General features: G+C 56.0%; 9 protein-coding genes and 2 tRNA genes. 5 read left to right on the top strand and 6 right to left on the bottom strand.

All coding sequences use genetic code 11. The features are described 5' to 3' along the window. Nucleotides 1-38: 38 nt before the first annotated feature. Nucleotides 39-3,101 (bottom strand): efflux RND transporter permease subunit, encoded by a 3,063-nt coding sequence (locus ACQG1K_RS14110; protein WP_367076600.1) that lies wholly within the window; start codon nucleotides 3,099-3,101, stop codon nucleotides 39-41. Next, nucleotides 3,101-4,186 (bottom strand): efflux RND transporter periplasmic adaptor subunit, encoded by a 1,086-nt coding sequence (locus tag ACQG1K_RS14105; protein ID WP_367076598.1) that lies wholly within the window; start codon nucleotides 4,184-4,186, stop codon nucleotides 3,101-3,103. Before ACQG1K_RS14105 ends, ACQG1K_RS14110 begins: the two co-directional genes overlap by 1 nt. 472 nt (nucleotides 4,187-4,658) lie before the next feature. Here ACQG1K_RS14105 and ACQG1K_RS14100 point away from each other — a divergent pair, with 472 nt between their 5' ends. From ACQG1K_RS14100 to ldtA, 3 genes are all read left to right on the top strand, one after another. After that, entirely contained in the window at nucleotides 4,659-5,090 is a 432-nt protein-coding gene (locus tag ACQG1K_RS14100) for a universal stress protein (protein WP_023300514.1), read from the top strand. Nucleotides 5,091-5,137: 47 nt separating this feature from the next. After that, entirely contained in the window at nucleotides 5,138-7,831 is a 2,694-nt protein-coding gene (locus tag ACQG1K_RS14095) for a cation-transporting P-type ATPase (protein WP_426720831.1), read from the top strand. Nucleotides 7,832-7,893: 62 nt separating this feature from the next. Further along, entirely contained in the window at nucleotides 7,894-8,808 is a 915-nt protein-coding gene (gene ldtA / locus ACQG1K_RS14090) for a L,D-transpeptidase (protein WP_367076596.1), read from the top strand. Between the two features lie 47 nt (nucleotides 8,809-8,855). Here the strand turns inward: ldtA and ACQG1K_RS14085 are convergent, their stop codons facing one another. Both ACQG1K_RS14085 and ACQG1K_RS14080 read right to left on the bottom strand, forming a co-directional pair. After that, complete coding sequence (locus tag ACQG1K_RS14085; protein ID WP_023305267.1) at nucleotides 8,856-10,013, bottom strand: DDE-type integrase/transposase/recombinase; 1,158 nt, start codon at nucleotides 10,011-10,013, stop codon at nucleotides 8,856-8,858. Between the two features lie 194 nt (nucleotides 10,014-10,207). Further along, nucleotides 10,208-10,283, bottom strand: a tRNA-Asn gene (locus ACQG1K_RS14080). A 320-nt stretch (nucleotides 10,284-10,603) separates the two neighbouring features. On the opposite strand from ACQG1K_RS14080, the gene nac reads away from it, so the two are divergent. Together nac and cbl are read left to right on the top strand one after the other, a co-directional pair. After that, nucleotides 10,604-11,521, top strand: a complete 918-nt coding sequence (gene nac / locus ACQG1K_RS14075; protein ID WP_022648585.1) for a nitrogen assimilation transcriptional regulator NAC — start codon at nucleotides 10,604-10,606, stop codon at nucleotides 11,519-11,521. A 96-nt stretch (nucleotides 11,522-11,617) separates the two neighbouring features. Beyond that, a complete protein-coding gene (gene cbl, locus ACQG1K_RS14070) occupies nucleotides 11,618-12,568 on the top strand; it encodes an HTH-type transcriptional regulator Cbl (RefSeq protein ID WP_003859532.1) in 951 nt (316 codons plus the stop codon). A 99-nt stretch (nucleotides 12,569-12,667) separates the two neighbouring features. On the opposite strand, the gene ACQG1K_RS14065 is transcribed toward cbl, so the two are convergent. Next, nucleotides 12,668-12,743: transfer RNA gene (locus ACQG1K_RS14065), tRNA-Asn, on the bottom strand. 167 nt (nucleotides 12,744-12,910) lie between these two features. Next, nucleotides 12,911-15,100: a TonB-dependent siderophore receptor gene (locus ACQG1K_RS14060; RefSeq protein ID WP_048966154.1), complete on the bottom strand. Its 2,190-nt coding sequence runs from the start codon at nucleotides 15,098-15,100 to the stop codon at nucleotides 12,911-12,913. Nucleotides 15,101-15,124 lie beyond the last annotated feature (24 nt).

Raw genomic sequence — 15,124 nt, 5'->3', positions numbered from 1 at the left:
ACAGCCCAGCGTCTTGATGATGTTCAGCCCTGTCGCATTCATTGTTGTTCAGCTTCGTCCTTACGATGAAAACACGCGTAAATTACGGGGAGTACCAGCAGCGTCAGGATTGTAGCAAACCCAAGCCCAAACATAATCACAACGGCCATGCTCTGGAAGAACACATCCAGCAGCAGGGGGGCGAGGCCAAGCACGGTCGTAAAGGCGGTGAGCAGGATGGGACGCAGGCGCGACGTGGCGGCGTAAACGATCGCACTGTGCTGATCCTGCTGCGCTTTCTGCTGCTCAATCTCTTCCACCAGCACAATGCCGTTGCGGATCAGCATCCCGCTCAGGCTCAGCAGGCCAATCAGTGCCATAAAGCCAACGGGGATCCCGGTAAGTAAAAAACCGGGCGTAACGCCGATCAGCGCCAGCGGCACGGTCAGCCAGATAGCGACGGCGTTTTTCACCGAACTGAACATCAGCACCGTGATCACAAACATCACCAGATACCCGAGCGGCAGCGTGGTAAATAGCCCCTGCTGCGCTTCGCTGGAGTTCTCCGCGTCCCCGCCCCATTCGATGCTGTAGCCGTGGGGCAGAGGCAGGGCATCTATTTGCGGCTTCACGCGGGCGAGAATATCGCCGGACGTTTGCTGGCTTAGCGGGTCAGGGTCGGTCTGCACGGTCAGCACGCGCGAGCGGTCGCGACGCAGGATCAGCGGATCTTCCCACTCCAGCGCGAAGCCGCTGACGACGTTGCTCAGCGGAATATACTGCTGCCGGGTCTGGCTCCAGACCAGGACGTTATTCAGGTGATTGGCGTCCAGCCGTTCACTTTCCGGCGGGCGCACCACCACGGGTAACAGGTCGCTTCCTTCTCTGTACAGTCCCGCCCGGCTGCCGGAGAAATTCATCTCCAGGGCGTTATCGACGTCTTGCTTATCCACGCCAAGCTCACGTCCCAGCGCGGTGACGTACTGCGGGCGGATCACTTTGCTGCGGTTTTGCCAGTCGTTCCTGACACTGTCCGTCGCCGGATCGCGCGTAAGAATACTGTCTACCTGGCTGGCGATCAGACGCAGCCTGTCCGGATCGGGGCCCTTAATACGTATTTCAATGGCGCTGTCACCGGAGGGGCCAAACATCACCCGTTTCGTGCTGGCGTTAACCTGCGGGTAGTTCCGTGCAATGTACTCATCAACGTGGCGGGTCAGGGCGGGGATGTTACGCTGGTCGTCCATTCTCACCATGATTTGTGCATAGTTGCTGTACTGCCGCTGTCCGCTGTAGGTCAAAATAAATCGCATACTTCCCTGACCAATCGTCGAGACCGTAGTTTCCACGCCAGGCTGGCCGTTAATGGTTTTCTCGATATCACCGGTCATCTTCTCGGTCCAGTTAATGTCGGTCCCGTAAGGGAGCCAGAGGTCGACAAAGAAAATTGGCGTACTGGAAGAGGGGAAGAAGTTCTGCCGCACCGAGCCAAAGCCCCAAATGGCGGCAGCCAGCAGTGCGGCCATCACCATCAGCGTTGGCGCTTTACGCCGTAACAGCGCATTGAGCAAACCCCGGTAGATCCGATAGATGCGTTTGTCGTAGGGATCCGTTTCGTCGGCGTCTGGCGGTGCAGCGTCATGTTTAAACAGCCACCATTTAATCAGCACCGGCGTAATGGTGAGGGCTGAGAACCAGCTCAGCATCAGCGAAATCAACAGCACCTGAAACAGCGACTTACAGTATTCGCCGGTGGAATCCTGTGACAGCCCGACGGGCGCAAAAGCCAGGATGGCGATGACCGTCGCACCCAGCAGCGGCAGCGCAGAGCGGCGAATTATAGCGTTAATGGCGTTAAGCAGGGGCGAGCCCTGCTGCCGGGCTATCAGTACCCCTTCGACAACCACGATGGCGTTATCGACCAGCATACTGAGGGCGATGATCAGCGCCCCCAGTGAAATACGTTGTAGTTCTATGCCCCAGAGATACATGAGCAGCAGCGTGCCCAGCACGTTGAGCGCGAGGGAAAAGGCGATAATGAGCCCGCTGCGTAAGCCCATAAAGATCAGCAACACACCGACGACAATCGCCAGCGCCATCAGGAAATTAATGATAAATCCGTTGACGGAATGCCCGACCTCCGCCGCCTGATCGTAAAACAGGTCGATGTGGATACCTGCCGGTTTCTCGGCTGACATCTGCTCAAGCTTCGCCTCCAGGGCATGTCCCACGTCGATCACGTTAACGCCGGGTATAAAGGAGACGCCCATGGTGACGGCTTTTCTGCCGTTGGCATGGTAGATGCTGGCAGGGGACGCATCCAGCCCGCGTGACAGGATGGCAATATCCCGTAAACGGGAAGCCGCCCCAACGCCGGGCGGGGTCACTATGAGATCGGCCAGCTCGTCAATACTTTCGAATTCACCTGTAGGATGCAGACGAATTGACTCTGTACCGGAGGGGATCTCTCCCGCGCTGGAAACCACGTTCAGCCTGCTGAGCTGGGCAGAAAGCTGGTTAAGCGTAATCCCGCGCGCGGCCATTTTGCTCAGAGAAATGTCCACGTTAATCTGCTGGGTGAGGGCTCCGCCGATGGCCACTTTGCCCACGCCCGGCACGAGGACCAACTCCCGGCGCAGCTGCTCGGCATACCGCACCAGTTCCGGATTGCTGAATTCATCGCCGGAAATGGCAAAGAAAAAGCCGAACACATCGCCAAAATCGTCATTCACAAACGGGGTCACTACCCCCGGTGGAAACTGTCGGGCGGCATCTCCCACCCGGCGACGCAGTTCATCCCAGATTTGCGGCAGCGCATTTGAGTGGTAGCGCGAGGCTATATTGACCGTGATCTGCGACAGGCCGCTGGAGGAGATGGAGCTGACGTTATCCAGGTAAGGTAACTGCTGAAGCGCGTTTTCCAGTGGCAGGGTGACCTCTTCCTCAACCTGCTGCGCCGACGCGCCCGGATAATGAGTGATTACCACCGCCGTTTTGATGGTAAACGCCGGATCTTCCAGTCTGCCGATGTTCAACAGGGCAATAATGCCACCTACGCCCAGCAGCAGAATAGTCAGCCAGACGCGAACCGGGTTGCTGATAAACTGACGAGAGATATCCATTACAGTCCCCGTTCACGCGTCCAGATACGTACCGGCTGGTTGGGATGTAACTCCCCAACGCCTGCGGCCACCACGCGTTCACCGGCCTTAAGCCCACCGACGATGACGACCCCCTCAGCGCTGACTTGCCCGACGCTGACCTTACGATCTTCCAGGTGCAACGTATCGCCTTCGCCCGTCACCACCCAGACGTGTGGCTCATTGCGCGGGCGGTTATCCGGGTTAAAGACCGCTTCAACCGGCACCACCAGCGCCTCACTGCCCGAGCCCGCCGGTAGGTTGGTTAAATTGATGGTGACCGTTCCGCTGACGCCGCCCACGACGGGAAAATCATCCGGGCGGGGCATGGTTAAAATCACCTGCCAGGTCAATGTGTTGCTGTCGCTACTGCCTGAGTGCTCTTTGTACACAGCGGTAAACTCGCGACCGGGCAGGGCGTTGATCCTCACTACCGGTTTGTACTGCGCATTGCGGATATCGAAGGTGTTAAACAGGTTCTCTGGAAGGCTGAACACCACGTCCAGCAGGTCGGTACGGGTCAGGGTGACGACGGGCTGGCCGGCTGAGACGACCTGATGATTTCGCACATGTACGCTGGCCGCTGTCCCGCTAAAGGGGGCGACGAGCGTCATCTGGCTTAATTCCTCGCGAGCAATCTGTAGCGCGGCGTTTGCAGAATCGCGGTTTGCGCGCTGGACATCCATCTCGGCCTTCGACACGGCCTGGCGTCCTGCCAGGGTCTGGAAGCGGTCGAATTGCCGCTGAGCCAGGGTCGCCGCCGTTTGCCTGTCGTTCAGACGCTGCCGGGCTTCGCGATCGTTAAGACTGGCGAGCCGTTGCCCCTGTTTGACAACGGCACCCTGGCGAATGTCCAGGGTCTCAATCTGCCCGGCACGTTTGAACGCGAGATCGGTGGCGTCGCCGGATTCGATACGCGCGGGAAATACGCGCTGCTGCGCGTTGCCAGCCTTAACCACCTCTGCGACTTTTACCATTTTCGGCAGGGGCGCGGCGCGGTCGGGTTTGGGGTCGCACGCCGTCAGCAGCAATAAAACAGCAGGCAGAAGAGAGAGGTAGCGCTTCACAGTATTCCCCTGATAATAATTGTTTTATTTATTTCGTCATCAATGCTGGGGTGGCACTATTCCGCCAGGGCCGAGACGACCACATAGGTAAATAAACCGATTGCTGTGCTGGCGATAATGGCAAGCGCAATAAACAAACCAAGGCGAATCAGGCTTAAACCGTACATGCATTCCTCCATGAGGTTGAAGGTGGCGCGGGATAATGAGAATGAACGTGTTGCATGTCTGACTATGAGCATAGTCGGTGAATAAATAAATGTTAAATAACCATTATTAGTGGCGTGACATACTCAGGCGAAACAAGCGATACGATAGCGTATCCCCTTTGAATAACATCCTGATATTCCTGTGCTACGTTTAATAGCATCCATTCCTTTTTTCCGTAAAAGGCATTCACGCCTGTACCCATAGGTTTGATGCGATCTCTCCTGATTCACTCACTGTTGTGTTGGTTATAAAAAGGACGCTTGATATGTATAAAACGATTCTGGTGCCGGTGGATGTATACGAAACAGCGTTGTCTGATAAAGCGCTACAGCATGCCCAATTCCTGGCGCAAAGCGCATCGGGTAATGTCCATCTGCTGTACGTTATGCCAAAGTTCTCGGCGGAACTGACCCGCGGTTTTATTGCAGACGCGAGAAAGATGGATGAATATATGATTAATAATGCTAAAGAAAAACTGGCCGCGCTGGTAAAAAAAATCAGCCTGCCGGAAGCAAATGTCCATCTACATGTTCGCAGCGGGAATATACGTGATGAGGTAATCAAACTGGCGGATGAACTTAACGTCGGCGCGATTATTGTGGGGTCGCGCAATCCCAATATTCAAACCCATTTATTAGGGTCAGAGGCGGCGAGTATCGTTCGTTATGCACATGTTCCTGTTTTCGTTATTCGTTAATGACATGAAAGCAAGGTGATTTCTGAAAAGAACCCGAGGAAGGAACGATGATAACAGAAAAGCCTCACCATCCGTATTATCAACAGACCGTTGATGAAACCCTGACAAATATCCAATCCAGCCTGGACGGACTTACCAGTGCAGAAGCCACCGCCAGACTGGAAAAATACGGTGAAAATGCCTTACCGCAAAAACCGGGTAAACCTGGCTGGCTGCGCTTTCTGGCCCATTTCAACGATGTTCTCATTTACGTCCTTCTGGCGGCGGCGCTGCTGAAGCTGATAATGGGACACTGGGTGGATATGTTTGTCATTCTTGGGGTGGCTATCATCAACGCCCTGATTGGACATATTCAGGAGAGCAATGCGGAGAAATCGCTGCAAAGCATTCGTAATATGCTCTCCAGCGAGGCTGTGGTCATCCGGCAGGGCAACCATGAAACTATCCCGACGACAGCGCTGGTGCCGGGAGATATCGTGGTGATACGCGCCGGGGATCGCATTCCTGCCGACCTTCGCGTAATAGAGGCGCACAACCTGCGGGTGGAAGAAGCTATTCTTACCGGCGAATCCACGGTAGTGGAGAAAAGCAGCGATGCGCTCCACGGGGAGTTGCCGTTAGGCGACCGTTACAACCTGCTTTATTCTGGCACCACCGTCAGCTCCGGCGGGGGAAAAGGGCTGGTGGTGGCGACCGGGGGGGAGACCGAACTCGGCCATATCAACCAGATGATGTCGGACATTGAAAAACACCGTACCCCGTTGATGGTGCAAATGGACAAGCTCGGCAAGACCATTTTTATCACCATTCTGGTGATGATGCTGGCGCTGTTCGTTTTCAGTCTTATCTTCCGTGATATGCCCGTATCAGAGCTGGTGCTGTCGCTGATTAGCCTTGCGGTGGCGGCGGTGCCGGAAGGTTTACCGGCCATTATCTCCATCATCCTCTCGCTGGGCGTGCAGGCGATGGCGCGTCGCAAGGCGATTATTCGCAAGTTGCCTACCGTGGAAACGCTGGGGGCGATGACGGTGATCTGCTCGAATAAAACCGGCACCCTGACCATGAATGAGATGACGGTAAAAGCGGTGATTACCGCGGACACCACCTACCGCGTGGAGGGAGACAGCTACGAGCCGGTGGGCAATATTCACCCTGTTGACGATCCAACACCGGTAACCGTGACCCAGGGGTCTGTGCTGGAGCGCTATCTGCGCACCGTCGATCTCTGTAATGACAGCCAGCTGATCAAAGATGAGCAGGGGCTGTGGAAAATCACCGGCGGGCCTACCGAAGGCGCGCTGAAGGTGCTGGCGGCAAAAATCCCGCTTCCGGCAATTGACGCCGAATTGCGCAGTAAAATCCCATTCGATTCGCAATATAAATACATGTCCACCCTTTATCGCCTGGGCGACGAAGAGGTGATGTTAATCACCGGTGCGCCGGACGTCCTTTTCCGTCTTTGCCAGCACCAGCAGACTCAAAACGGGCTGGAGCCGTTCAACCTGCACTATTGGGAAGAGAAGATTGAAGAGTATGCGCGCGAAGGATTGCGCATGGTGGCTGCGGCCTGGAAACCGGCCGCCAGCGGGCAGCGCGAGCTGACGCATGCGGATCTGCAAGAGGGGGTCATACTGCTCGGCATTGCGGGCATGATGGATCCCCCGCGTCCGGAAGCCATTTCGGCCATTGCCGACTGCTTGCAGGCGGGCATTCGCGTGAAAATGATTACCGGGGATCATCCACAAACGGCGATGAGCATTGGTCAGATGCTGGGTATTGGCAACGCGGCGAGCGCCATTACCGGGCGCGAACTGGAGGCGATGGACGACCACCAGCTGAGCGAGGCGGCGCAAAAATACGATATCTTTGCCCGAACCAGCCCGGAAGATAAATTCCGTCTGGTGCAGGCGCTGCAAAGTAAGCAGGAAGTGGTCGGGATGACCGGGGACGGCGTGAACGATGCGCCTGCGCTGAAGCGGGCGGATGTCGGCATCGCGATGGGGATCAAAGGTACTGAAGTCACCAAAGAAGCCGCCGATATGGTGTTAACGGATGATAACTTTGCCACCATTGCCCGGGCGGTCCATGAAGGGCGTCGGGTCTACGACAACCTGAAAAAGACCATTCTGTTCGTTATCCCGAGCAACATCGCCCAGGCCCTGCTGATCATTATTGCCCTGCTGGCGGGGAACCTTATCCCGTTAACACCGGTACTGATCCTGTGGATGAACATGGCAACCTCGGCAACGCTGTCGTTTGGTCTGGCGTTTGAAGCGGGTGAGAAGGACATCATGAACCGGCCGCCGCGTAAGTCTAACCTGCACGTGATGGACGGTTACGCCATCTGGCGCGTGGTGTTTGTCGGCCTGATGATTGCCATCAGCGCCTTTGTGCTGGAGGCCTGGCTGCAACCGCGCGGTTACTCGGCGGAGTTCATCCGCACCGTGTTGCTGCAAACGCTGGTCACTGCCCAGTGGTTTTACATGCTCAACTGCCGCGTCACCGACGGCTTCTCCCTGAGTAAAGGTCTGCTGGCTAACAAGGGCATATGGATCGTGAGCGGCGTACTTCTGGCCCTTCAGCTTCTGATCGTCTATGCGCCATTTATGCAGATGTTGTTCGGTACCGAAGCGCTGCCGTTCCGCTACTGGATCATTACCTTCCTGATCGGGTTCGCAATGTTCATGATTGTGGAAGCGGAAAAAGTCCTTACCCGGAGATGGCGCACGACGAAAGGTTAACTGAATGAGTAGGCTAAGCCTGCCCACCGGCAGGCTTTCTCTTTGACCGAGTACAGAACACTATGATTCGATTTGCCGCGTTTGTTTTTACGCTTTGTATACTGGTTCCCGCTGCATCTGCTGTAACCTACCCACTCCCTCCCGAGGGGAGCCGCCTGGTGGGAGCGCCGATAACTGTCACCGTACCTGAAGGCAATACCCTGCCGCTCGAAGCGTTTGCAGCGCAGCACGGGCAAGGGTTAAGCAATATGCTGGAAGCTAACCCGGGGGTAGATCCGTTTTTACCACGTGCCGGTACACCGCTGGTGGTGCCGCAACAGCTAATTTTGCCGCCAACCGTGCGTGAAGGGATTGTGGTGAACGTCGCGGAAATGCGTCTTTACTATTATCCACCCGGCAACAACACGGTTGAGGTGCTGCCTATTGGCATTGGTCAGGCCGGGCGCGAAACGCCGCGTAACTGGGTAACCGCCGTTGAGCGCAAGCAGGAAGGCCCAACCTGGTCACCCACGCCAAATACGCGACGTGCTTACGCGAAGGAGGGGAAAACGTTGCCCGCGTTCGTTCCCGCCGGGCCGGATAACCCGATGGGGCTGTATGCCCTTTATATCGGCAGGCTGTACGCGATCCACGGTACCAACTCAAATTTCGGCATTGGCCTGCGCGTCAGCCAGGGCTGCATTCGCCTGCGTAATAACGATATCAAATACCTGTTCGATAACGTTTCGGTGGGGACGCGGGTACAGCTTATCGATCAGCCCGTAAAAATGACCACCGAGCCGGATGGTAGCCGCTGGCTAGAGGTTCACGAGCCGCTTTCACGCAATCGCGCGGAATTTGAATCAACCCGAAAAGTGCCGCTGCCCATTTCGGCCGCGCAAAGGACGCAGCTGATAAGTGAAGGGGCGGGCGCTGAGCTGGAACGGCGGTCGGGGATGCCGGTGAGGCTTGCAATGCCCGGTGGCGTTGCTGTATGACCGGATACATAGGTAACAGATCAGACCGGGAACATAGGTAACACTTTTCAGTCTATCCGGAGCACACTCTGGGTTTTTCGGTCGTAGTACGCAAGCGTTATTCCATTAAAGATGATGGCCTCCAGGCCATCATCTTGTTCTTCCAGCATGATGTACTCATCAGTCAGCGCTTCACTCAGGAACACCGTCCCCTTTTTCCCCATATAGAGTGTCCCCCTTGATTTCACCCTGTAGACCGTACCTCCTTCCGGATAAGCATATTCAGGAACCCTGCCATCCCAGTGCCGGCCTGAGGGTTGCCATACCGTTCCGGGCGTTGCACCCGCCAGGGCTTCATGCGGCCTTTCGTAGTTAAACTCTTCCCGGTAGCCACTGAACCACCGCTGTTGTTCTTCCATCGTCATAAATATGTTGCCCTGTTTTACTGCACTTTTCAGCGAACGATGCATTCGCTCATGACGGCCGTTTTCTTCCGGATGCCCCTTTCTGATGCGTTCCGGTCTGATGCCCAGCTTTATCAGCCAGACTGCAAGGCGACTTAACCCGGCGATACCTGTTCCTGCGAAAGGCTGACCATTATCCGTTCTCAGGACTTCCGGCAGACCGTACTCCAGGAACGCATCCGTCAGGCACTGCCTGACGAAGGGCTCGCTCTCCCGGTCTGCTCCCCGGCAGCTCAGAAGATACCGGCTGTGATTGTCGGTGAGGGTGAAGGGATGACAGTATTTCCGGCTCAGCAGCCTGAACTTGCCTTTAAAATCAGCGCTCCAGACCTGATTGTTCTCACTGATGATGGTCAGGGGCTGGCGATTGCCCGGGGTTCTGCGTTTTCGCTTTTTATCCGGAACCAGGCCTTCACGCTTGAGGATATCGCCGATAGTACTGGCAGCGGGGACGGTAAAATCGACGTGATGATTGAGCAGCCACATCCGCAGTTTTTTGGGGCCCCAGTCAGGGTGTTTTTGCCTCAGGGCCGTAAGCTGCCCGGCGATATCATCAGGAACTGTCCGGGAGTGGGAGTGCGGAGCACGCGACCGGTCAGAGAGAGATGACAGGTCAGAGGGGTCAAAACGCTGAAGCCATTTGTAACCGGTTTTTCGACTGATGCCGAAGAGACGGCAGAGGGCAGAAAAAGAATCCGTACCTGCATGGCAGGCACGGATGAAATCAAGGCGTTGCATAGGTCGCGTCTCAGTCCAGGGCATAGCGAGTCTCCTCTTCTATGCCAGTTATAACTGTTACCCATGTATCCGGTCTAAAGTGTTACCCATGTTTCCGGTTCATACCCTGCGCTTACCGGGCCTACAGGACCGTAGGTCGGATAAGCGGAGCGCCACCCGGCAAACTTACCAAACGCAGAAAAGCAAAAAGCCTGCTTTAAAAGCAGGCTTTTCAAATTTGGCTCCTCTGACTGGACTCGAACCAGTGACATACGGATTAACAGTCCGCCGTTCTACCGACTGAACTACAGAGGAATCGTGTGAACGGGGCGCATATTATCGACCTGCGTACGCCTTGTCAAAGGATGGATCGCCGACTTTAGACTGTTTGCTGACAAAAACAGCAAACTGACGTTTTTGCCAACGGAATGCACCATTATTGTGCAGATATACCCCGAATGGGGCAGATCGGAATCCGTTGTCACTGTCTGAAAACAGGCACCAGCGATTGGCTTTCCTTATTTTCAGCCGCTTAGCAAAGATATTGATTCGCTGCCAAAACCTGGCATCCATATTGCAAAACCTGTTTAACAACACAGCCGTTACCGGCACGCTATTTTCGAACAGGGGGCAACATGAACTTAAGACGACTGAAATACTTCGTAAAAATCGTCGATATCGGCAGCCTGACTCAGGCGGCTGAAGTGCTGCATATCGCGCAGCCTGCGCTGAGCCAGCAGGTCGCGACTCTGGAAGGCGAAATGGACCAGCAACTGTTGATCCGCACCAAGCGCGGCGTAACGCCTACCGAAGCGGGAAAAATTTTATATACCCATGCCCGTACGATCCTGCGTCAGTGCGAACAGGCGCAACTGGCCGTGCACAACGTAGGTCAGACCCTGAGCGGGAATGTCTCCATCGGCCTGGCGCCGGGAACGGCCGCATCGTCGGTAACCATGCCGCTGCTTCAGGCGGTGCGCGCGGAGCTACCGGAAGTGCTGGTTTATCTGCATGAGAACAGTGGTTCCGTGCTCAATGACAAACTGCTCAACGGTCAGCTGGATATGGCGGTGCTGTACGATCGCTCACCGGTTGCCGGGATCACCAGCCAGCCGCTGCTGAAGGAAGATCTTTATCTGGTCGGGACCCGTGATTGCCCCGGCCAGAGCATTGATTTAACCGCCGTGGCAGAGATGAACCTGTTCCTGCCGCGCGACTACAGCGCCGTGCGTGTTCGCGTTGACGAAGCGTTCTCGCTGCGCCGTCTGACGGCGAAGATTATCGGGGAGATTGATTCCATCTCCACGCTGACTGCCGCCATTGCCAGCGGCATGGGGGTAACGGTACTGCCCGAGTCTGCCGCACGTTCACTGTGCAGCGCGGCGAATGGCTGGATGGCCCGCATCACCACGCCATCCATGAGCTTACCGCTGTCGTTGAATATGTCCGCGCGCGGCTCCCTGTCACCGCAGGCGCAGGCGGTGAAAGAGATCCTGATGTCTCTGGTCAGTAAGCCGTCGCTGGAAAATCGCGAGCTGCAACTGGTCAGCTGATATTCCAAATAAGCATAAGATGCTGGTTTTTATTATTTGTTCTTCAGCCCGGCTGACTCTAACAATAGCCTTATGTCAGATGCGCCGGAGTGAATCGTGAATTTCCAGCAACTTAAAATTATTCGTGAGGCGGCCAGGCGGGATTACAACCTGACCGAGGTCGCCAACATGCTTTACACCTCCCAGTCAGGCGTCAGCCGACATATCCGCGAGCTTGAGGAGGAGTTAGGCATTGAGATTTTTATCCGTCGTGGCAAGCGCCTGCTGGGCATGACGGAGCCAGGCAAGGCATTGCTGACCATCGCTGAGCGCATTCTCAACGAGGCCAGCAACGTTCGTCGGCTGGCAGATCTCTTTACCAACGACGCGTCAGGTGTGCTGACAATCGCCACCACCCATACGCAGGCGCGCTACAGTCTTCCGACCGTTATCAAAGCATTTCGTGAGATCTTCCCGGATGTACGTCTGGAACTGATCCAGGGCACGCCGCAGGAAATCGAAGTGCTGCTGCATAACGGTGGGGCAGATATTGGTATCGCCAGTGAACGGCTGAGCAACGACCCGCTGCTGGTGGCGTTCCCGTGGTTCCGCTGGCATCACAGCCTGCTGTTACCCGCCGATCACCCCCTGAATCAGGTTTCGCCGTTGACGCTGGAAGAGATCGTCAAATGGCCGCTGATTACCTACCGGCAGGGCATTACCGGACGCTCGCGCATTGATGAAGCGTTCAAGCGTAAAGGGCTCACACCGGACGTGGTGCTGAGCGCGCAGGATTCCGACGTGATCAAAACCTACGTCGAGTTAGGGCTGGGGATTGGCCTGGTGGCCGAGCAGTCTGGCGGAGAATATGAAGCCGGAAATCTGGTGCGCCTGGATACGCGTCATCTTTTCGACGCGAATACCGTCTGGCTGGGGCTAAAGCGCGGGCAGCTTCAGCGCAACTACGTGTGGCGATTTATCGAGTTGTGCAATGCAGGGCTGTCCGTGGATGAGATCAAACGCCAGGTGATGGAGCCGGAAGAGGTGGCGATTGATTATCAGATTTAGTCGCTAATCAGTAGGCCGGGTAAGGCGCAGCCGCCACCCGGCAAATTTACCGAACCCACAAAAGCAAAAAGCCTGCTATAAAAGCAGGCTTTTCAAATTTGGCTCCTCTGACTGGACTCGAACCAGTGACATACGGATTAACAGTCCGCCGTTCTACCGACTGAACTACAGAGGAATCGTGTGAACGAGGCGCATATTATCGACCTCAGTGCGCCTTGTCAAAGGGGAAAACACCGTTTTTGTTCGTTTGCCGACAATTTCAGCAAACCGATGATTTAATAGCAAATTTGCTTTCAAATTGCACAGCAAATCGCGCCGCCCGCAGACAGGCAGCGCGCAGGATCAGAACAGAACGGAGTAGTTCAGACCAAACGTACGGCCACGGCCTTTATAAGTATAAAGACCCGGTGCGCCGTAGGTTGGACTATACAGCCCCGGTGCGCGCTGGCCCCAGGCGGTGGTGTAGTCTTTGTCCAGCAGGTTCTCCACGCTGAAGCTGACTTTGCCCACTGGCAGGGCGTAGCTACCCAGGAAATCAACGGTGTTATAGCCATCAATCTTCTTACCGTCGGCGTCAGACACGTCGAAGGTTTGTGTGCTCTGCACGCGCAGGGCCCAGTCGCCCGGCGCCCAGTTCACCCATGCGCTGGCTTTCGACGGGCTGGCGCTGTCGACCGTCAGCTTCTCCCATTTCCCGTTTTCACGCGTTTCGGACTTGATGGCGTTAAAGTTCGCCCCGGTGCTCCAGTCGCTGTCGGTGAAGAAATAATCCACCTGGCCTTCAATCCCGTAGATACGACGTTTGTCGTCTTCCAGGTTGATGGTCATGTCGCTCTTGTTGATGGTGATGGTTTTATCCGAGAGCGAGTAGTAGGCCGCCACCTGGGTACGCAGGTTATCGCCGGTGAAGCGCCAGCCCAGCTCGTAAGCATTGACCTTAATACCGTCCAGCGTTGAGTCGTTCACGTTCACGCTGTTTTGCAGGCGATAGTGACCATCGACCAGCTGATAGGTGCCGGAGCCGTAGTACTTCGCCAGGTCCGGAATTTCGAAGCCCTGGGAGAAGTTAAACCACAGCTGTTGCTGTTCGGTCAGACGTCCAAGGATCCCGGCGTTAAACAGGAAGTTGTTGTAGTCGGTTTTCCCGCCCGGCACCGCGTCAGCGGAGGTGGCTTTGCCCGTGGCGATTGCCTGCTGCTGGGCGTAACCGACAAAATCGTCCACCTTGTTTTCGGTGTACTGGTAGCGCACGCCGCCGCTCAGGGTGATAGCGTCAATGTCATAGCTGGCTTGCAGGAACGGCGCGAGGTTGGTAATGCTGTATCCCGGGTAACGGCCCACGTTGTAGGCGTTGTCCAGCTCCATGCCGCCGCTCGCCGCTGCTTTGCTTAAGTCGAAGAACTGCTGGTTGGCGTCGAACGTTTCGTGATCGGCATCCACACCCCAGGTGAGGGTCAGGTCGTCCATCGGCTTGCTGTTCAGCGTCAGCTTGCCGCCGTAAAAATCGGTTTTCTGCTGGGACGCGCCAATGCTGGTCACCGCGCCTTTGCTCAGCGTCGGGAACGGGTAGTAGGTCAGGCTCTCATCACGGTAGTAAATCTGCGCAACCAGATCTTGCCCCCAGAAGTCGGTGTTCGAGTACTGCAGGTTGATCAGGTGACGCTCTGTGCCCGGGATACGGTCAGAGTCCAGGTTATCTTTGTTATAGGCTTTGGCATCGCCCGTGACCGCAGCGAAATTCTCTCCGAGGAACAGCCCGTGTTTGCCGTCGGATTCGCTCTTGTAGTACTGGGTGGTTAACTGGAGCTGCTGATGATCGTCGATGTTGATGGTGCCCGTTCCCATCACGTCGATACGGTCGGAATACTGCAAGCCGGTCTGGGTGTTATCGATAATCACCTCGTCGCCGTTGCCGTCATACCAGCCGCCGTAGCGCTGATAGGAGACCGACAGACGTCCAGAGGCGTTGTCGTTGCCGCCGCTCACGGCTGCTGAGACGTTCTCATCATGGTCGTTATGGCTGTTAAACCCGCTTTTTGCCCCGGTCTGGAACTCCACTTCGGTCTCCGGCTGGCCTTTTTTGGTGACGATGTTCACCAGACCGCCGGTACTGCCGCCGCCGTACAGCGAGGTGGCGCCGGAAATGACTTCGATACGGTCAATGTTGAACGGATCGATAGAGTCGAGCTGGCGGCTGTCGCTGCGGGACGAGTTCAGGCGCACGCCGTCCACCATCACCATCATGGAGCGACCGCGCAGGTTCATGCCGTAGTTGGTACGTCCCTGGCTGCTGACGTCCATGCCGGGGATCAGCTGGGCCAGCACCTCTTTAATCTCTTTCCCGCCCTGAACCTGCTGCTCAATTTCCGCCCGCTCTATAACCCAGGTGGTTTGCGCCATCTCTGCCACGCTGCGATGTGCCCGGCTGGCAGAAACCACAATATCTTCTTCCTTTTGTTCTTCCGCCCACGCAGAGGTAGAAAGCATGGCAAGCAAGCACGGATTTAAAACCCAAAGATGAGAACGTTTCATTGTTATGTTGATCCTGAATGTGTG

The sequence above is a fragment of the Enterobacter cloacae complex sp. 402C9 genome, assembly GCF_050030745.1.
GTDB lineage: Bacteria > Pseudomonadota > Gammaproteobacteria > Enterobacterales > Enterobacteriaceae > Enterobacter > Enterobacter intestinihominis.
This window is presented reverse-complemented; position numbering and strand designations above follow the sequence as displayed.